Here is a 20,126-nt window from a genome sequence, read left to right as displayed (position 1 = left end):
TCGACCGCCAGGTGTCGTTCTTCATGTTCCCGGCACCTTCATCCCCGCCCATGAGTATGATGCTCCCGTCCGGCATCGCGACCGCCGCATGGTTCCACCGGGGCGTCCACCCGGAACTTGCGTTCACGCATGTCCAGTTCCCGCCGCCATCGGTCGACCGCCAGGCGTCGTTCTTCGTGTTCCCGAAGCTTTCATCCCCGCCCATGAGTACGATGCTCCCGTCCGGCAGCGCGACGCTGGAGTGACCCCGTCTTGCCGACCACCCGGCACTCGCGTTCGCCCCTGTCCACGCCCCGTCATACTTCTCGTCGCCGAAGAACCACGCCCACCCGGCCGGGCCGCCGGTCGACGCATCGGTGAACTGTACGGCCAGGGGCGCGGGCCCGGAGGTCCGGTTGGCGGTGAACGCCGCCGCCGGGGCGACCGGTGCGGCGGAGACCGTGATGTAGTTGTCCCCGGTGTACGTGTTGCTTCCTGCCGCGTTACTGACCGTCAGGCTGACGTTGTATGTCCCGGCGGCGGCGTAGGTGTGGGTGGCGTTCTGGTCAATCGAGGTTGCACCGTCACCGAAGTTCCAGCTCCACGAGGTCGGTCCTCCTGTCGAGGTGTCGTTGAACTGGACGGCGAGCGGCACGGTGCCGGAGGTCCGGTTGGCGGTGAAGGCCGCCGTCGGGGCCGGTGCCGTGACCGTGATGTAGCCGATCTTTCGCGTGGCGTTGTAGCCGTCGTCGTTGTATGCCTGCAGGGCTACCGTGTAGGTGCCGGGGGTGGTGTAGGTGTACGTGGGGCTCTGATTGTTTGATCCGGCGGTGTCAAGGCGCCAGACCTCGTTCCCGCCGGTGGAACCGCCCATGAGCAGGATGCTGCCGTTGTGCAACACGACACTGGTGTGGCCGAGTCGTGCCGACCACTCGGCACCCCCGGTCACTTCTGTCCATGTCGTGCCGTTATCGGTCGACCGCCAGACATCGCTCCTGCTGCCAGAAGACCCGCCCATGAGTACGATGCTCCCATCCGGCATCGCGACACTGGTGTGGCCGGTGCGTGCCGACCAGGGGGCATTCTCTATAACCCTCGTCCAGGTCTCGCCGCCGTTGAACGACCGCCAGACATCGTTCTTGGAGCTGCCGTCACTGCCGCCCATGAGTACGATGCTTCCGTCCGGCATCGCGACGGCAGTGTGTTCGTAGCGTGTCGACCAGGGGGCATTCTCTATAACCCTCGTCCAGGTTGTGCCGTTGTCGGTCGACTTCCAGACGTCGTTCTTGTAGCCGGTGTTGTCCCAACCGCCCATGAGTATGATGCTTCCGTTCGGCAGCACGACGCTGGTGTGCATGAATCGTGCCGACCACCAGGCACCCGCGGGCACTCCCGTCCAGGTCCCGCCGTAATCGCCTGACCGCCACACGTCGTTCCTGAAACTGTCGTCATTGCCGCCCATGATTACGATGCTTCCGTCCGGCATCGCGACCGCGCTAGGGTAGTAGCGTGCCGACCAGGGGGCATTCTCTATAACCCTCGTCCAGGTTTCGCCGTTGTCGTCCGACCGCCAGACGTCTTTGTAGTACTGCCATGTTTCGCCCACCGCCCCACCCATGAGCACGATGCTTCCGTTCGGCATCACGACGCTGGTGTGGCCGAGTCGTGCCGGCCAGGCGCTCGCGTTCACCCGCGTCCACGGCGTGCTGTTATACGTCTCGTCGCCGAAGTACCACGCCCACCCGGTCGGAGAGCCGGTCGAGGTGTCGTTGAACTCTACAGTCAGTGGTGCGGCACCGCTGATCACGTTGCTGGTGAAGTTCGCTTCCGGTACGGCGCCAGCCGTGCCGACCAGCAGCGAAAGGGCTGCAATAAACAGAAATAGCACTACCGCCGGAGTGCTCCTGTGACGTTTCGCCATCAAATATTAAAAAAAGTTGAAATGTATATGGCTTTCGTTTTGGCAATCCGGGCCCGGCGGAACTGCCGCCGGGAATCCGCTCGTACAAGATCGCTGATCTCCAGGCTCTGCTTAATATTGGTTTTTATTTCGCATCGAAGCTGGATTCAGGGTAATAGGGGGCTTCCCCCCATCGTGCGCCGCCTCAATCGTAGTCCCGAAAAATGCCGGGCACCGCCCATAACCCCACCGGCGCCGGGCACCCTGAGCCACCGGCGGACCGGGGCGTTCGCGGTCTCTCCCGCGCCGGGCACTGCCGCCCCCTCCCGGTGCCCCGCCCGCGCCCAAAGAACGAGATATAAATTCCCGAAGAGTGGTACTACAATAGTGAGAACCCGGCCGCGTGCGGCCATGCCCGCGGCGAGCCGTTCTGCGGCCGGGATACCAGAATCTACATCGATACGGGCGGGTACCGGCCCCGATTAGCATAGGTGTCGCGGTGATAAGCGCGATGATCCGGGACGGGAGCCCGGGCGCCGCTACCGCGCGCGAGGCGGTTTGCATCGGTGTCGGCGTAGCCTCTACTGGCGACGGGGTTCCAATGAACCCGGTGAGACCCACCACCAGCTGCCGCCACCCGGCGGGGTAGCGACGGTGATGGACTTGCGTATGCTGTCGAACCCGTCGCCGTTGTACACCTGCAACGCCACCGGGTAGGGTGCCCGGGTGCTGCCAACTCCTTTTTGCGACGTCGCGTGAGACCGCGTCGTTCGATGTCGGGCGCCAAAATGAGCGAAGTGCTGTTCTGGAGATCATCGTTGATTTCCCAATATCATGGCCCGGGATTTAATCTGAGAGGCCTTTTTAGGGCGATCTCAATCGTTATCGTCGGCATCATTGATATGAACTATTGAGTACTCAATAATATTATTTAGCATCATAAATTATTATTTCTAATACTTTTTGTTATTCATACAAAAAATATTAATACTCTCCTTTTGATACACTAGGACGGGCAAGCGAATCAAGCAAATTGCCGTCAGCCATCACAACGGTCAGAATATCAATCGGTATCTTGGTGATTTCGTGGTGAAAATAAATTACAGCACAGTCGTTGCGGTCAGCATCGCGATCCTGGTCGTCGTTGCGATAGGATTTTTCGTATACGGGAATGCGTTCGGTAAACCTGCCGAAAGCACGGAAAAATCAGGGATGACCATCACGGACATGGCCGGCAGGACGGTGACACTGAACGCTCCAGTGGAGCGAATCGTGCTGACGGAGTCCTCGAAGACTGCCGAGCTCGCGGCGATCGCAGGGGATGGTTTCGCCGAGAAGATCGTTGGCTGGGACAGCGATATCAAGCGAAATGCCGGGGACGAATACACCGTGTTCGTGGCAAAGTATCCCCAGCTGGCCGACATACCGGACGTTGGGTGGCTGGACGACGGTACGTTCAGCACCGAAAAGGTGATCTCGCTCAAGCCGGACGTCGTTATCATGCATAACTTCCAATTCATGTGGGCCGGAGACGCGACCGCGGACGCCCTGACTAAACTGGAGCTGGCGGGAATTCCCGTGGTCTTCGTGGACTTCTACATGGACCCGATGGTGAACTCCACGAAAAGCATGCTGGTGCTCGGGAAGATCCTTGACCGAGAAGATCGGGCCGGGGAGATCGTGGATTTTTACAACGAGCAGACTGATATCGTGTACTCCCGCCTGGCTACCGTTAACGGAACCGGGCCCAGCGTATACATCGAATGTGCGAGTAAAGATCCATCGGATTACAGCATCTCCTACGGTGACGTGAGCTGGGGCTCGATCGTGAAGAAGGCAGGCGGGAACAACATCGCAGAACCTCTACTGGCCGGTACGAGCAAGGCGGTAAGTCCAGAGTATCTGGTCAGCCAGAACCCCGACATCATCATATTGACCGGCAGGAACTGGCCTGCCCCCGGCTCGTTAAAGCTCGGGTACACCGCCACTCAGGATACGGTCAGGAGCACCATGACTGGATTCGTTCAGCGCCCGGGGTGGGACACGATAGACGCCGTTAAAAACCACGAGGTTTACGGGATCTATCACGGCTACTGCTTCAGTATCTACAACTTCGCGGCGCTGGAGGCCTTCGCCAAGTGGTTCTATCCGGAGGAGTTCAGGGACGTCGACCCGGATGCGGTCCTCAAGGAGTACCACGATAGGTTCATGCCTATAGACTACAGCGGCACGTTCTTCTATAGTTATTATTGAAGGGCGTGTGCGCAATCGGGCGAGGTGTGCTGCCTTGAGGGATAGCGTTAAAAAATGAAGTCCAGGCTGAGTAAATGGATAGTGAGGTCGGGGGAAAGAAATTATCTTTCCTGCTTTTGATCGCCTCCGCAGTCGTTCTCATCGGGGTCATCCCAGTATTCTCCCGATCATGACAGTGCATCCGGGTGAATCAGTTTTGGGAGTGAGTTTTCGTATCGCCCGTAGCGTGGAATGGTCTTCTTAACTACCTCGATCCTGCTGAAAAAGTGTTCCGCCGCGGTGCGCTTCCTATAAGCCTCTGGATTGAAGTTACCCGCTCATTCCGCTTGACCGGGATACTACCTCTGGTTCTTCGATTTCGGTTGTAGCTCCTGAAGGCTGATCTCAATCGTTATCGTCGGCATCCTTGATATGAACTATCGAGTACTCAATGATATTATTTAGCATCATAAATCATTATTTCCAATATTTTTTGTTATTTAAACATAAATTATTAATACTCTTCTTTTGATATACTAACTACGGGCAAGCGAATCAAGCAAATTGCCATCCACCTTCACAACGGCTGAACGTCAATCGCCATCATGGTGATTTCATGGTGAAAATAAATTACAGCATAGTCGCAGTGGTCGGTATCGCGATCCTGGTCATCGCCGCGATAGGGTTCGTCGTATACGGGAATGCGTTCGATAGACCTGATGGCGGCCCGGAGAAAGCCAGGATGACCGTCACGGACATGGCCGGCAGGACGGTGACGCTGAACGCTCCTGTGGAGCGAATCGTGATAATGGAGTCCTCGAAGACGGCCGAGCTCGCGGCTATTGCAGGGGACGGTTTCGCCGAGAAGATTGTCGGCTGGGACAGCGACTTCAAGCGATATGCCGGGGACGAATACGCCGTGTTCGTGGAAAAATGTCCGCAGTTGGCCGACATACCGGAAGTCGGGCTACTGGACGACAACACGTTCAGTATAGAGAAGACGATCTCGCTCAAGCCGGACGTTGTCATCATGCAGAACTGGCAATTATTGCGAGCCAAGGAAGCAACCACGGATGCTCTGAACAAACTGGAGCGGGCGGGAATTCCCGTGGTCTTCTTGGACTTTTATACGGACCCGATGGCGAACTCCACGAAGAGCATGCTGCTGCTCGGAGAAATCCTCGGCAAAGAAGACCGGGCTCAGGAGATTGTCAACTTCTATAACGAACAGACCGAACTCGTGTATTCACGTCTGGCTGCCGTTAACGGAACCAGGCCCAGCGTATATATCGAATGTGGGATCAATGGCCCATCTAGCTACGCCAATACCTACGGCGATGTGGCCTGGGGCTCAGTCGTAAAGAGGGTAGGCGGAAACAACATTGCAGAGTCCTTGCTGGCCGGTACGACCAAGGCGATAAGTCCGGAGTATCTGGTCAGCCAGAACCCCGACATCATCATATTGACCGGCAGGAACTGGGCTACCCCCGACTCGTTAAAACTCGGGTACACCGTTACTCAGGACACGGCCAGGAACACCATGACCGGGTTCGTTCAGCGCCCGGGATGGGACACGACAAACGCCGTTAAAAATCACAAAGTTTACGGGATCTATCAGGGCTACTGCTACAGCATTTACAACTTCGCGGTGGTGGAGGCCTTCGCCAAGTGGTTCTATCCGGAGGAGTTCAAGGATGTCGACCCGGATGCGGTCCTCAGGGAGTACCACGACAGGTTCATGCCTATAGATTACAATGGCACGTTCTTCTATAGTTATTATTGAAGGGACTACCTGGAGGAGATGCATTACATGACGAATGTCGAGGCAACGTCGATATACGGTGAGATCGCAGGGAAAAAATTATTTCTCCTGCTTTTGATCGCCTCCGCGATCGTTCTCACCGTTATCGTCGACGTCATGACCGGACCGGCCCCCCTGTCTCTTGGCGAGGTTGTCTCGACGATCCTCTCCCCCGCGTCGAACGATCAGTCCTTCTATGTTATCGTCTGGACGTTCCGGCTGCCCGTCGCCCTGATGGCTGTCGTGATCGGTGCGGCGCTCGGCTTAGCGGGCGCCGTGATGCAGACTATCCTGAACAATCCGCTGGCGAGCCCGTATACGCTCGGCATTTCTTCAGCTGCGGGGTTCGGCGCGGCACTGGCGGTCGTGTTCGGCATGGGTGTGGTGCCGTTCGCGGACGCGGTGCTGGTCACGGGCAACGCCTTCGTTTTTGCGCTTCTCTGCTGCATGATGATCTACGCAGTAGCCCGGCTTAAGAGGGCGTCGTCGGAGACGCTCGTGCTCGCCGGGATCGCGGTGCTGTTCATGTTCGATTCGCTGCTGATGCTGCTACAGTACCTTGGAAACCCCGAGCAGGTACAGGCGATAGTATTCTGGATGTTCGGCAGCCTGACGAAGGCCACCTGGACCAAGCTCGGCATCATGGCCGTGGGACTACTGGCGAGCGTCCTGATAATCATGGTCGACGCATGGAAACTCACGACGCTCCGGCTGGGAGAAGACAAGGCAAAAGGCCTTGGGGTCAACGTCGAAAGGCTGCGGCTGAAGGGGTTCATCCTGATCTCGGTCCTCACGGCTACGTCGGTTGCTTTCGTGGGCAGCATCGGCTTCGTCGGCCTCGTAGTACCGCACATTGCCCGGATGCTCGTGGGCGAGGACCACCGATTTTTCCTGCCCCTGTCCGCCCTTACCGGTGCCCTCATGCTCTCCGCCGCCTCAATCCTGAGCAAAAACGTCGTGCCCGGCATCATATTTCCCATCGGCGTCCTCACGTCGCTCATTGGAATACCGTTCTTTGTCTGGCTGATCTTTTCGCGAAAGAGGGGATACTGGTGAAACTGGAGGTACGACAGCTTACGTTCGGCTACAGAACCGTGCCGGTCCTGAAAGACGTGTGCATCGATGCCGGGCCGATGGTCACGGCAGTCATCGGGCCGAACGCCGCGGGGAAGTCCACGCTGCTGAAGTGCCTGAGCGGGATACTGAAACCGGAAGGGTCCATACTGCTGGACGGGAAAGACCTGAAGGAGTACAAGAGCGACGAACTCCTGCAGGCCGTCAGTTACCTGCCCCAGGATTCCGCCAGCAACGCGGCGCTGACCGTGTTCGAGGCGGTCCTGTTGGGGAGACTGAACTCGCTCGGCTGGACGGTCACCGACGAAGACCTTTCGCTGACGCTGGATGCGCTGGAAAAATTGGGGATCGAGGGACTGGCAAAGCGACCCCTGAACGAACTCAGCGGCGGACAGAAACAAATGGTTTCCATCGCCCAATCGATCATCAGGAAACCAGGGGTTCTTCTCATGGACGAGCCCACGAACTCGCTGGACCTCCAGCACCAGCTCGAACTTTTCGACGTGATCAGGACGATCACCGAAGACAATAACATGACGACGGTCGTCGCCCTGCACGACCTCAATCTGGCCGCGAGATACGCGGACAACATCATACTGCTGAACTGCGGGAAGATCGAGGCGATGGGAAGCCCGGGGTCGGTGATCACGGAAGACATGATCCGAACCGTCTACGGCGTCAATGCCCGGGTGACCATCGACAACGAAGGGATACCGCAGATCATACCGATCAATTCCACCAGGTACTGCGGTCCTGGGAAATGATGAGGCGACAGCATGGAAACAGACAAACTAGAACTGGACGAGATCAAGGACGGCGTGAGGAAATACTGGGACTACGGAAGCAGGTTCTACGACACGGCGCCGGGATATGACGGCGATGAGGAGAGGTCCCTATGGAAAGACTACTTATCGCAGGCGATCGGGCTGGAGCCGAAGGAGATACTGGACGTCGGCACGGGAACCGGCGCCATCGCGCTGCTGCTGGCGGAGCTGGGCCATAACGTCACCGGGGTCGACTTCAGTCGGGAGATGATGGAAGTCGCCAGGAAAAAGGCACTGGACAGCAGTTCGTCCATCAGGTTTCTGGAAGGTGACGTGGAGAATCTCCGGTTCGAAGATGCGACCTTCGATTGCGTCACCGGGCGGTATGTCCTGTGGACAATGACCAATCCCGAAAAGGCGGTCCGGGAATGGGTGAGAGTCGTGAAACCGGGCGGGATGATCGTCATCATAGACGGAAAGTGGGTCACGAAGGGCCTGCTTCCGATGCTCTCTGTAGGGACCTATCACATCTACCGGTTCATCAGGTGTGGTAAAAATCCCTTCGCCTATGACTACACCAGAGACATCAGCGCCGGCCTCCCGAACCCGCACGGGGTCGAGAAAGAGCAAATAGTTGCCTACATGTCCGGGGCGGGCGTGACCGGCATCACCGTTACCGACCTGGAGCCGATCCGGGCGGTACAGAGAAAACGGCTGCCCAGGTACATGAAATACGCCAACGACCACCCGACGTACTTAGTGTCGGGCATTACTCCGAAAAAACCACAGGATGATGGAACATGACGTTAAGCGAGGACCAGATCAAGGGCGATATCGCGAAACGGTGGGATTACTCATCGCAGCGGTATGACGACTATCACGGCCACGGCATCAAGAGCGATGAAGAGGTCGCCTTCTGGAGAGCGTTGTTCGGACAGATCATCCCCGGAGAGCGGCTGAACGTGCTGGACGTCGGATGCGGCACGGGGGAGATAAGTCTGCTGCTTGCCGGGATGGGCCACAGGGTGGTGGGCATCGACCTTTCTAAAAAAATGCTCGACAGGGCCGCATCGAAAGCAAAGGCGATGGCGCAGGCCGGCCACGAGGTCGACGCGAAGTTCATGATCGGTGATGCCGAGTCCCCTCCCTTCGAAAACGGCTCATTCGACGCTATAGTGACCCGGCACGTGCTGTGGACACTGCCGAACCCCCAGAACGCGGTAACCAGCTGGATGCGGACTTTAAAGGAGGGGGGAACGCTGGGGGTCATAGACGGTTTATGGAACGACGGCAGTCTGGAGACGCGCCTGCGCCGGAAGGTCGGGGAACTCCTGATCCTGATCTTCGAAAGAAACGACATATCTAGGGACAGTTATTCGCCGGAGATGAACGCGACGTTGCCCCATTCGAAAGGCGTATCGGCAGTTAAGGTCCGGGAATACATGGAGAAAGCCGGGCTGAGGGATATCGGGACAGAGAACCTGGCCGACCTGATCGAAATCCAGAGAAGGCACATGCCGTTTCGGTATAAGATCAGCTACAAGTGCGATTATTATGCAGTTTACGGCACGAAATGAATTACCATGGCTGTGAGTTGCATACGGGAAAACGGAGCCTGAAGAATCAACTGTGAGTTCCGATAATCGCCGGGAACATCATAGCTCGCATCGATATGGGACAAAATTTCACGAGGAGGAGATCCCCCGGACGACGACGCCCGGCTCGGAAGGTGTACGGAATGGCTGACAGTTCAAAGATCGTCGAAGAATACACGAAGGTAGAATCCAGACGCGGACTCTCGGTGACGAGCGGCGCCAGCCACATGAAACTGTTCGACCCCCGGGTGCTGGCGATGGGCAAGGGGGAATACGGCAGGCTGTGGAGCGTAGTCACGCTCGGCCTCCTGATCTCGTTCAGTTACATAGTCCAGGGCATCATCATCGCACTCATCCTCGAAGACGTTTTTTCCGGCAGGCCGATGGCCGGATCGATCCCCTCCTTTGCCGGGCTGGTTCTCATCATCGCCCTGCGGTGGGCGATGATCTGGGCCAACGACCGGATTGTAGCCAGGGCCGCGACGAACATCGCCATATCGCTCCGCCGGCGCATTTACCACAAACTGTATGATCTTGGCCCCGGCTGGATGCTCAGCCAGAAAAGCGGCGTCGTGCAGGCGACGATCGTCGACGGGGCGGAAGCCCTTCAGAACTATTACGGGCGGTTCCTGCCGCAGGTGATCGTGTCGTCCCTGGCGGGCCTCGCGATCATGGTGATCCTGCTCTATGTCGACGTGATCATCGGCCTCGTCGTCGGGGTGATGATGGTCGCCTCGCTGCTCCAGCCGCTCGCCATCTACCGGGGAGTCGGGTCCAGAATCCGCGTCTGGTTTGTCGCCATGCCTCGCCTCTTCGCGGAATACGTGGACAACGTCCAGGGTATCGTCACGCTGAAGTCGTTCAACGCCGGCAAGAGACACGGCAAGCTGCTCGACCTGAAGACAAACGCCCTGTATGACGCGGAGATAGGCATACTCAAGGATGAAATCCTCTGGGGCGTGCCCCTGGGGCTGGTCGCGGCGATCGGCGGCACGGTGGCCATCGTGATCGGCGCATTGCGCATGGATGCAGGCAGCCTGTCGGCAGGAGGCCTGCTTTTCGTGCTCCTCCTGGTCAGGGAAGCGCTACGGCCGGTGACCGACCTCCGGCAGACGATACATTTCTCGTTTGCGGGGATGGGTGCCGCCGAGGGGGTCCTCGATATCCTTGAGGCTGTCCCTCCTGCCGCCGCACCGGTCGATCCCATCGCCCCAGGGACGCTCCCGCCGTCCATCGCCTTTGAAGGTGTCACGTTCCGGTACCGGAAAGGGGACGCTCCCGCCGTTGACAACTTTTCGTTCGCCGTGCAGCCCGGCGAGAAAGTGGCCCTTGTCGGCCGCTCGGGTAGCGGCAAAACGACGGTGACGTCGCTATTGCTACGATTTTTCGATCCTGATGAGGGGGCGATCCGGCTCGGGGGCGAAGATATCCGGCGCATCCGGCCGGAGCGGCTGCGTGCCATGTACTCCGTCGTGTCCCAGGACACCTACCTGTTTCACGGCACCGTCCGTGACAACCTCCTGCTGGCAAAGCCGGGAGCTTCCCGGGAGGAACTGGAGAGCGCGACCAGAGCCGCTTCCGCCCACGACTTCATCACCGGGCTCCCAAAAGGATACGATACAGTGGTGGGAGAGAGGGGCGTAAAGTTGTCAGGCGGCGAACGCCAGCGCATTGCCATAGCCCGGGCCATCCTGAAGGGCGCGCCCATCCTAGTGCTGGACGAGGCGACGTCCAACGTGGACGTCGCCAATGAATCGCTGATCCGGGACGCTCTTGACCGGGTTGCCCGCGACAGGACGACCATCATCATCTCTCATCGGCTTTCGGCAGTGCGCGATGCCGACAGGATCTATGTGATCGAAAAAGGCCGACTGGCCGAGTCAGGGTCCCACTCCGATCTCATCCGCCGCAACGGGGACTACCACGCCCTGCTTATGGCCGAGGGGGGAAGCGTATGAGTCACGAGCACCATGATGATCACAGCCTGCCCGTCGGTCAGGTGTTCCGGAAAGTCCGGGTGATAGACCACCTGCTAGGCACGTATCGACTGTCCCTGCAAAAAGTACGGATCACCAGCGTGATCGTACAGGTGCTCGGCATATTGACGGCATTGACCGGTGCATATCTGGTGGGAGCGGTGCTCACGGGAGCCACGATCTCCGACCAACTGATGACGATCACACTGCTTGCCCTGTTCACAGTCATGCAATTTGTTCTCTCAAACGTCAACAGTTACTGGTCCCACGTCACAGCGTTCCGGTCACTGGTTGAGATTCGCAAAGCGGTGTATAAAAAAATTGACGAACTCGCGCCCGCATATGTGATCGAGAGGCGATCGGGAGACCTGGCGAGATCGGCGCTTTCCGACGTCAACCTGCTTGAGCTCTACATCGCACATACGCTGCCGGAATTTTTACAGGCGATAGTGGTGACCCCTATCACGCTGCTCGTCATCGGGTTGATCCACTGGGGCCTCATGATCGCACTGGCCCCGTTCCTCGTCGCCGCGGTGACCGTGCCCGACTGGTTTGCCCGGCGGGCGGAGGAACAGGGACGCGCACACCGGGCGTCCGCAGGGGAGATGAGCGCGGACGTGATCGACGGCGTGCAGGGCCTCCGGGAGATCGTGACCTTTGGGGCCATGGAGCAGTCGATTAAACGGCTGGACGCCAGCCAGCAGAGGTACTCGGACACGTACGTGTCATATGAAGGGCGCAGCGGCCTGGAGCGCGGGTCCGGCGACGCCCTTCTGGCGATGGGGATGACCGTCACGGTCGCGCTGGGCGGGTGGCTGACAACACGGGGGTACATGGATGTGGCGTTGTATCCTGCCGCCACGGTCCTTGCGGCGATGGCGTTCGTGCCGATCATGAACCTGATGAACATCGCCCGGCAGCTGAGTCAGACTTCCGCCGCAGCCGAACGGGTCATAGGAATAATGAACGCGCAACCCACGGTGATCGACCGGGCCGTGTCCCCGCCCGAAGGGTCAATTGTCCCGACACTCGACTTCAAGGAAGTCCGTTTCTGCTATGCTCCAGAGCTGCCCGAAGTGCTGAAGGGGGTGACCTTCGGGGTGTCGCCGGGAGAAACCGTCGCCCTGGTGGGTCGCTCCGGCGCCGGGAAGTCGACGTGCACCTACCTGATGCTGAGACTCTGGGATCCGACGGTCGGCTCCGTCAGGATCGGCGGCCATGACCTTCGTGACTTCCCGCAGGAATACCTCCGGGACATGATCGCCTACGTCCCGCAGGACGTTTATCTCTTCAATGTCTCCGTGAGGGAGAACATTCGCATCGGTCGGGGCGACGCCACGGACGCCGAAGTTGAAGATGCGGCTCGTCGAGCCTTCGCCCTCGACTTCATCACGGCACTGCCCGACCGGTGGGACACGGTGCTTGGGGAGCGGGGGGCCACGTTGTCGGGCGGGCAGCGGCAACGCATCGCGATCGCGAGAGCGTTCCTGAAGGACGCGCCCATACTGGTGATGGATGAGGCCGTGTCCAGCTTGGATACCGAGTCGGAGGCGAACGTTCGTAAAGCCGTCAAGGAGGTCAGCCGGGGGAGGACGACGCTCATTGTGGCGCACCGGCCCTCGACGATCCGGTCTGCCGACCGGATCATCGTGCTGGAAGAGGGGCGGGTCGCGGAGACAGGGTGGTTCAATGAGTTAGCGGAAAACGGCGGGGCGTTCTCCCGCCTGATGACGGCTCAGGTCGAGATCACGCAGCCGGTAGATGGAGCGCCGTAAACGGGTGCCGGTTTTGGCGAAGGAGCATCCCCAAACGGTCTATAAGTTTGTAGGTGTACTGTTATCGGAGCACCAGCGTACCAGGTTTCCCTCCTCACCGCCGTTCCGCGAACCCAAGACCGTTGAGCACCGCTGGCTTGACAATCCGGCTGTGGGTGAAGTGGCGCTGCCGCGCCTTTGGGGGTAGTTGCGTTTGCCGATCGTACGGCGGGTATCGGGGTCATGTGTCTCCACCCGACTTTCCGCAGTAAGAGTTCTGGCCCGGCATTTTTCTCATACCTCTCATTGAAGCAGAGTACCGGAGCAGCAACAAGGTCTCTCGCGTTGAGCGCGAAGCCGCGAAGGGGAGTTTCCTGCCCATCGACCGAATTTCGTGCTTTCGCGTGCGGCTGGCGATCACTCCCACGCACCCGCAACATACGGTGAATCGGTCCACTCGTTCATTATTTCAGGACGCGATCATCTTACTGCGGAAGGTGGGTCCATCCTTGGTCGTTCGATTTTCGGAAATATACGTTGGATCCGGGATATATGCGTATGTTCCGTCTTAGATCGTGAAATCGGACAAATTTGGTCGTTTCCGGGGATTTCTCCCGAAAATGAGGTGTGCGGGATTCTTCTATCTGGACTTGAGGCCGGGGAAACGGCATACCAAGCCGTATCTCGTGTAGCCGGCCACTGTTCAGGAGCGGGGCACGGCCGATCCGCGAGGGCGGTCTTCCCGCTGGGCTCCCTTGCCTCGCAGGTTAAAAAATGAGGTATAAATTCTCCGAAGTCGGTACATACAATTACCGGGAGTGGATCGCAGATCGTGTCTGTCAGGGATGCGGCCGGGATATCCTCGCGGTTGATACGGGCGGGTGCCGGGCCCTGCATACGAGTGAGACCATGAGCGAATCGTTGAGAGTGATCTTGATCGGGGAGAATCCCGGCGACGCCCCGGGTATCCGGGAGATGCTTCGAGGGTGCGGGCGCGAGGTTGAACTGCTGTACTGCGAGCGCCCCGAAGACGGGCTTACTCCCGTGCTGGAGGGCGGAGTCGGGGTGGTTCTCCTCGACCTCGACTTCCCGGATGGCCGGGGAATGGGAATCTTCGACCGCCTGCGCCGGACGGCGCCCGACGTCCCGGTCATCGTGCTCACCGCGGCGGGAGAAGACCCCGCCGCGCTCCACGCGATGCAGAACGGCGCGCAGGATTACCTGGTCAAGGGGAAGGCCGACGCGGAACTGCTCTGCCGGGCGATCCGGTACGCGCTCGAGCGCACAAGGGTGGAGGCCGCGCTCCGGCACTCTGAGGCGATGTACCGGAGGCTCGTCGAGAACCTCAACGAGGGCGTCATCGCCGTCGACGAGACCGGCCTCATCACCTTTGCAAACCCTCGCATGGGGGAGATCCTCGGCTGCCCCGTGGAACGCCTGGTCGGATCGCCGGTCGCCTGGTTCTTTGACGCTCCCGGCCGGAAGTGTTCCGCTCCAACGAATCCGTTCTGCCGGGCGACCGACGAACGGCAGGAGTTCGAACTGGATCTCCTCCATTGCGACGGCGGACACGTCCACGCGCTCGTGGTCACGTCGCCGATCACCGATGAGTCCGGCAGGTTCCGGGGCTCGATCGCCGGCATTATGGATATCACCGAGCGCAAGCGCGCCGAAGAGGAGATCCGGATCCGGAACGAACATCTCACGATGCTCAATCAGGTCATCGGCGTCACGGCCGCTTCTCTCTCTCTTGCCGGGCTCCTGGAGGAGTCGCTTGAAAAAACGCTCGAACTGATGAGGCTCGACGTCGGCATCGTCTACATGCTCGACTCCGAGCGGAAACGAGCGCTGCTGCAGCACCAGAACGGACTCCCCGGATCCGTCCTGGCCCGGCACCGCCTGATCAAGGTCCACCACTGGCCGTTCAACTTCATCTTCATCGCCGGCCAGCCCCGCTACATCGAGCAGCAGGCGGACTTGAACTCCATCGAGGCGGGCATACTCCGGGAACTCGAGGTCTCCGCGCTCGCCTGCATCCCCCTCGTCGCGGAATCGGTCGTCGTCGGCGCGGTATACGCGGGGAGCCGGACGAAGACGTCCTTCTCCCGCGACGAACGGACGCTCCTCGAGACGATAGGCCAGGAGATCGGGTCGGGGATCCTGAAAGGGATGCTGCACAAGAAACTCGAGGCGGCCAACCGGGAGGCGAACCTCTACCTCGACATCATGACGCACGACATCAAGAACGCCGAGAACGTCTCGAACCTCTACACTGACCTCCTCCTCGAGATGCTGGAAGGAGAGGCCGCGCTCTACGCGAGAAAGATCCGGAGCAGCATTCACCGGAGCGCGGAGATCCTCGGCAACGTCACCACGATCCGCCGCATCCACCACGACTCGCCCGACGTCGGGCCGGTCGACCTTGCCGCCGTCATCAGGGAGGAGGTCGCCGCCTTCCCCGATGTCGCGATCGAGGTTGCGGAGCCCCTCCTCACCCGGGTCTGGGCGGACGACCTGCTCTGTGAGGTCTTCACGAACCTCATCCGGAACGCCGTCAAGTTCGGCGGCGGGGACGTCCGGATGGCCATCCGCGTGGAGGACTACGACGGCGAGAGCGTGCTGGTCTCGGTCGAGGATACCGGGCCGGGCATACCCGATCCCATGAAGGAGTCGATCTTTTCCCGGTTCGAGCGGGGGTGGGTCGGGGGCTACGGCGACGGCCTCGGCCTCTTCATCGTCCGGACGCTGGTGGAGAGGTACGGCGGCACCATCCGGGTGGAGGACCGGGTGGAAGGGCGGCCGGATCTCGGTACGGCGTTCCGGTTCACCCTCCGTGAGGTTCTCCCTGCCGGTGACGACGATTACCCGGACGGCGAGGAGTGCGAATAAGATTCCGTGCTGAGAACGGTGCATCGTCGGCTTTCCGTCAGGGCCCGGGCTGACGACTGCCACCCGGATCAAAAGGCTTAAGAGTGCGGGAAGCATTATTCCCCAGCGTGACACCAACCTACGTCCGAATCATCCAGTTCATCGTGGCGATAGGGGTCAGTCTCGCAGCCGGGTGGATCGGCTCGATCTTCACGATGCCGGCGATCCCCGCCTGGTATGCCGGTCTTACAATGCCCGCGTTCAGTCCCCCGGCGTGGGTCTTCGGCCCCGTCTGGACGGTGCTCTACATCCTCATGGGCATCGCGCTCTACCTCGTCTGGAGCAAGGGGTGGGGGCATAAGAACGTGCACGTCGCGACGGCGATCTTCGGCGTGCAACTGGTCTTGAACGTCCTCTGGTCGTTTGTCTTCTTCGGGATGCAGGAGCCGTTCTTCGCGTTCATCGTGATCCTGATCCTCTGGGCTGCGATCCTCATGACGATAGTCGCCTTCGACCGGGTCTCGGTGCCCGCGGCGATTCTGCTCGTCCCGTACTTCCTCTGGGTGAGTTTCGCGGCCTACCTCAACTACGGGATCTACGTCCTCAACCCGTAGAGGACACTGCAAAGGTCGTCTCCGCTCGCAGGATCAGCACCTCACCAATTTCAGCATCTGCAATCGAGCAAGTCACCCCTCTGGAGACCGGAAGCGGGATCAGCAGCACCTGGATACCGGTCTTCGCGGCTTCGCGCTCTTCGCGTGAGGCTCTGTCGACACCAACACTAATTCATTCACGCGAAGGCGCGAAGCACGCGAAGGGAAGTCAGTGGGGTGATCTCTTGAAAATTACTCCGGTCATTTGAGCGAAGTACCAGGGATGTAAAAATGACGGGGAAAAAATCCCCCTATTGCTGTTCTTCGATCTGCCGCCAGACGTGGGCAAACCGCTGGAACGCGGTGTAGTGCCCGAGGAAACCGAATATGACGAGGAGCCACCCGAGGTAGTTCAGGCCGTAGATATCACCGGGTATCAGCACCGTGAGGGCGCCTGCGATGATGATCAGCACGAGGCGATCCGCCCGGCCGAGGATCCCGCCGTAGACCCTGCCCACCCCGACGGCCTGCGCCTGGGTGCCGAGGTAGGAGGACATCAGGACACCCGTCAGCGCGAAGACCCCGATCTGCCAGGGCGCGGCCCCGCCCGCAAATATCCCGGTGATGATGAGTATGTCGGCGTAGCGGTCGATGACGTGGTCGAGAAAGTCTCCGCGAAGTCCCGCGATCCCCATATCCCGGGCGAGCGCCCCGTCGAGCGCGTCGAAGACGGCGTTGAACGCGACCATGATGGTGCCGAGGACGACTCCCCCGGCATAGAACGCGATACCCGCAAGCGCCGAGACGAGGAACGATGCGATCGTCAGCGCGTTCGGGGTGACCCCGATCTTTCGCACCAGGTTCACCACGGGCTGGATGATCCCCTGCACGTGCGGCCGGAACTGGTCGAGTGTCATCGCCCGACCTCCAGGTAATCCGTCCAGTCGATGGAGCCGTAGGACGGCGGGAGAACGCCCTGGATGAACCGCTCGATCCGGTCGGCGCAGTCGCCGGCGGAGAGTTCGGTCGAGTCCACCTCGAGGACGTGCTCGCCCGGGTGCTCCTCGAGCGTCTCGATCAGGATGACGTCGAGTGCCTCCGCCTCGACGTTTTCTGCAACCTTCTCCGCCGGGTAGTTCCTCGGGGCGAGGCGCCGGCGCAGGACGTCCGGACGGCACCGGAGCACCACCACCCGGTCGCAGGGGAGGAGGTGGGCGAGGTGGCCTTCGACGATCCCGTCGACGGGCTCGAACTCCTCCACCCACCGGTCGACGTCCACCACCAGCGTCTGGCGGTCACGGTCCTCTTCGATGACGTAGGGGCGTACCGTATCCGTCAGCCGGACGACGGTGTGCCCTCGCCGTTCGAGTTCGGCCGCAACAGACGTCTTCCCGGTTCCCGGCGTGCCGGTGATGCCCGTCATCATAAGTTCTTTATCGCCTCGAGGAATCGGATGTTCTCCCAGTCTTCGCCGATGCAGACCCTGATGTAGTGGTCTCCGAGCCCCGGGAAACTGGTGCAGGACCGGACGAGGACGCCCTTCGCCGCGAGACGTTCCGTTGCCTCGTCCCCTGTTCGGGGCGCGACGTCGATCATGACGAAGTTCGCATCCGTTGGGTATACCCTGAACGGCACCTCTTCGGTGAACCGCCGCCGCCACTCCTGCACGTGTTCAAGGGTCTCCCTCACCCGGTCGGTGTCGGCGAGCGCCCCTGCGGCCGCGGCCATCGAGACGGAGTTCAGCGCAAACGGCGTTGCGGCCCTCTGGTAGAACGGCTCAAGCCACGCGGGCACGAACGCGTAGCCGACCCGGAGCCCGGCGAGAGCGAAGATCTTCGACATCGTCCGCCCGATGACCAGGTTCTCGTACCGGCGCATCAGCGGCCGGTAGTCGATATCCGCAAAATCGACGTAGGCGTTGTCGAGGAAGAGCAGCCCGTCCATTCCTTCCAGGATCGCCTCGACGTCCTCCGGCGGAACCGAGTTCCCCGTGGGGTTGTTCGGGGTGCAGAGGAAGGCGAGTTTTGCGCCCCGCGAGGCTTCAATGAACGCTGCCGGATCGACCGAGAAGTCCTCTCTGCGGGGGACGTTCACGACCCGTGCGCCCTGTGCCGCGGCTGCGATCCCGTAGAAGGAGAAGGTCGGGGTCGAGACGGCCACCTTCTCGCCGGGCTCGACGACCGTCCGGATCACCGTCTCGATGACGCCGTCCATGCCTGCGCCGGTCACGAACCGGTAGTCGCCGTGGTAGCGGCGGAGGGCTTCGACGAGCGCGGATGCCCGCTCGTCCGGGTAGCGGTTGGTCTCCCGGAGAGCAGCCGCTGCCGCCTCGATCGCGGCGGGCGACGGCGGCCGGGGGTTCTCGTTGCTCGCGAGGCGGGCCACCCGGTCGAAGCCGTGCTCCCGCGCGACGTCCCCGGCCTTCTTCGCGTAGGAGTAGCCGCCCGCACTCGTATAACACGCTCTAATCAAGCGCTGCATCGATGACACCGACGGCTGCGTCGATCTCCTCGTCCGTGATCACGAGCGGCGGGATCAGACGGAGGTTCCCGTCGGCGGCGCAGTTGACGAGCACCCCGTTCGCAGCGCAGGTCTGCTGCACCTCCGGGCACCGGTCGCCGACCGACATGCCGACGATCAGGCCGCGGCCCCGGGGGTTGTGGCGGGCGAGGCCCTTCATGAACCGCTCGCCTTTCCGGGTCACATCGGGGAGGATCTCCTCGATGACGCCGATCGTCGCGAGCGCCGCCGCGCAGGCGAGCGGGCCTCCGGCAAACGTGCTCCCGTGTTCGCTCTTCTTGAACTCGAGTCCCTCGCGGGCAACGAGCGCACCGATGGGGAACCCGCTCGCGAGCCCCTTTGCGGTCGTGACGATGTCGGGAGATACGCCCGAGTGCTGGTAGGCGAACCATTTGCCCGTCCGGCCCATCCCGGTCTGCACCTCATCGACGATCATCAGCGCGCCGGTATCGTCGCAGATCTCCCGGATGCCCCGGAGGAACTCGTCGGGCGGGATCAGCACCCCGGCCTCGCCCTGGATCGGCTCGACGAAGACCCCGGCGGTATCCTTATCGACGGCCCTTGCGAGGGCGTCGAGGTCGCCGTAGTCGACGAAGGTGCAGGGAACCGAGAGCGGCTCGAACGGTTCCCTGATGGCGGGCTTGTGGGTGACCGCAAGCGATCCGCAGGTCCGGCCGTGGAACCCGTGGTTGAACGCGACGAACTTCTTCCTCCCCGTCCGGACGCGGGCGAGTTTGATCGCGCCGTCGTTCGCCTCCGCGCCGGAGTTCGAGAAGAACGCCTTCGCGAGCCCCGAGATCCCGACGAGCCTCTCCGCGAGTTCCGCCTGGTTCGGGATGTAGTAGAGGTTCGAGCAGTGGATCAGCTCGTGGGCCTGATTGCAGATCGCCTCGACGACCAACGGGTGGCAGTGGCCGGTGCTGCAGACCGCAATACCCGCCACGCAGTCGATATACTCGCGTCCCTGGTCGTCCCAGACGCGCGACCCCGCGCCGCGGACGATCTTCATCGTCCGGCTGAACGCGGGCATGTAGTAGCGTGCGTCAAGCACGCGTGAGTCTTCTGCCATG

At 60.7% G+C, this 20,126-nt stretch carries 15 protein-coding genes; 10 read left to right on the top strand and 5 right to left on the bottom strand.

The window, feature by feature from the left end:
* A partial coding sequence (locus L21_RS01215; RefSeq protein WP_143727179.1) for a PKD domain-containing protein occupies positions 1–1,900 on the bottom strand: 1,900 nt, incomplete at its 3' end.
* Positions 1,901–2,968: 1,068 nt separating this feature from the next.
* Here L21_RS01215 and L21_RS01210 point away from each other — a divergent pair.
* From L21_RS01210 to L21_RS01165, 10 genes are all read left to right on the top strand, one after another.
* A complete protein-coding gene (locus tag L21_RS01210; protein WP_218600617.1) occupies positions 2,969–4,132 on the top strand; it encodes an ABC transporter substrate-binding protein in 1,164 nt (387 codons plus the stop codon).
* A 595-nt stretch (positions 4,133–4,727) separates the two neighbouring features.
* The gene (locus tag L21_RS01205) at positions 4,728–5,894 is read left to right on the top strand and encodes an ABC transporter substrate-binding protein (RefSeq protein ID WP_074368670.1); all 1,167 of its coding nucleotides are present in this window, start codon (positions 4,728–4,730) and stop codon (positions 5,892–5,894) included.
* A 27-nt stretch (positions 5,895–5,921) separates the two neighbouring features.
* Positions 5,922–6,968 (top strand): FecCD family ABC transporter permease, encoded by a 1,047-nt coding sequence (locus tag L21_RS01200; RefSeq protein ID WP_218600616.1) that lies wholly within the window; start codon positions 5,922–5,924, stop codon positions 6,966–6,968.
* Positions 6,965–7,750 carry an ABC transporter ATP-binding protein gene (locus L21_RS01195; RefSeq protein WP_074368668.1) on the top strand — a complete coding sequence of 262 codons (786 nt, stop codon included), beginning with the start codon at positions 6,965–6,967 and terminating at the stop codon, positions 7,748–7,750. Before L21_RS01200 ends, L21_RS01195 begins: the two co-directional genes overlap by 4 nt.
* Positions 7,751–7,762: 12 nt before the next feature.
* The gene (locus tag L21_RS01190) at positions 7,763–8,554 is read left to right on the top strand and encodes a class I SAM-dependent methyltransferase (RefSeq protein ID WP_074368667.1); all 792 of its coding nucleotides are present in this window, start codon (positions 7,763–7,765) and stop codon (positions 8,552–8,554) included.
* Positions 8,551–9,327, top strand: coding sequence for a class I SAM-dependent methyltransferase (locus L21_RS01185; protein ID WP_074368666.1), 777 nt, complete (start codon positions 8,551–8,553; stop codon positions 9,325–9,327). Before L21_RS01190 ends, L21_RS01185 begins: the two co-directional genes overlap by 4 nt.
* Positions 9,328–9,488: 161 nt before the next feature.
* Positions 9,489–11,303 (top strand): ABC transporter ATP-binding protein, encoded by a 1,815-nt coding sequence (locus L21_RS01180; RefSeq protein ID WP_178377660.1) that lies wholly within the window; start codon positions 9,489–9,491, stop codon positions 11,301–11,303.
* A gap of 119 nt (positions 11,304–11,422) precedes the next feature.
* On the top strand, positions 11,423–13,096 hold the full coding sequence (locus L21_RS01175; RefSeq protein ID WP_178377659.1) for an ABC transporter ATP-binding protein: 1,674 nt from the start codon (positions 11,423–11,425) through the stop codon (positions 13,094–13,096).
* A gap of 888 nt (positions 13,097–13,984) precedes the next feature.
* Entirely contained in the window at positions 13,985–15,964 is a 1,980-nt protein-coding gene (locus L21_RS01170) for a hybrid sensor histidine kinase/response regulator (protein ID WP_178377658.1), read from the top strand.
* 107 nt (positions 15,965–16,071) lie between these two features.
* On the top strand, positions 16,072–16,557 hold the full coding sequence (locus tag L21_RS01165) for a TspO/MBR family protein (protein ID WP_074368663.1): 486 nt from the start codon (positions 16,072–16,074) through the stop codon (positions 16,555–16,557).
* Between the two features lie 290 nt (positions 16,558–16,847).
* Here L21_RS01165 and L21_RS01160 read toward each other — a convergent pair whose 3' ends face one another.
* Genes L21_RS01160 through L21_RS01145 form a run of 4 tightly spaced genes read right to left on the bottom strand, consistent with a single transcriptional unit; the run spans position 16,848 to position 20,125 of the window.
* Positions 16,848–17,453, bottom strand: a complete 606-nt coding sequence (locus L21_RS01160) for a CDP-alcohol phosphatidyltransferase family protein (RefSeq protein WP_074368662.1) — start codon at positions 17,451–17,453, stop codon at positions 16,848–16,850.
* Positions 17,450–17,962, bottom strand: a complete 513-nt coding sequence (locus tag L21_RS01155; protein ID WP_074368661.1) for an adenylate kinase family protein — start codon at positions 17,960–17,962, stop codon at positions 17,450–17,452. Before L21_RS01155 ends, L21_RS01160 begins: the two co-directional genes overlap by 4 nt.
* Positions 17,959–19,017: a histidinol-phosphate transaminase gene (gene hisC / locus L21_RS01150; protein WP_074368686.1), complete on the bottom strand. Its 1,059-nt coding sequence runs from the start codon at positions 19,015–19,017 to the stop codon at positions 17,959–17,961. The genes L21_RS01155 and hisC overlap by 4 nt, the downstream gene beginning before the upstream one ends.
* Positions 19,001–20,125 (bottom strand): aspartate aminotransferase family protein, encoded by a 1,125-nt coding sequence (locus L21_RS01145; RefSeq protein WP_074368660.1) that lies wholly within the window; start codon positions 20,123–20,125, stop codon positions 19,001–19,003. The genes hisC and L21_RS01145 overlap by 17 nt, the downstream gene beginning before the upstream one ends.
* Position 20,126 lies beyond the last annotated feature (1 nt).

The organism is Methanoculleus chikugoensis (assembly GCF_900095385.1).
In the GTDB taxonomy this organism is placed as follows: Archaea; Halobacteriota; Methanomicrobia; order Methanomicrobiales; family Methanoculleaceae; genus Methanoculleus; species Methanoculleus chikugoensis_A.
The sequence above is the reverse complement of the archived record's forward strand: the minus strand, read 5'-3'. Positions and strand labels throughout refer to the sequence as shown.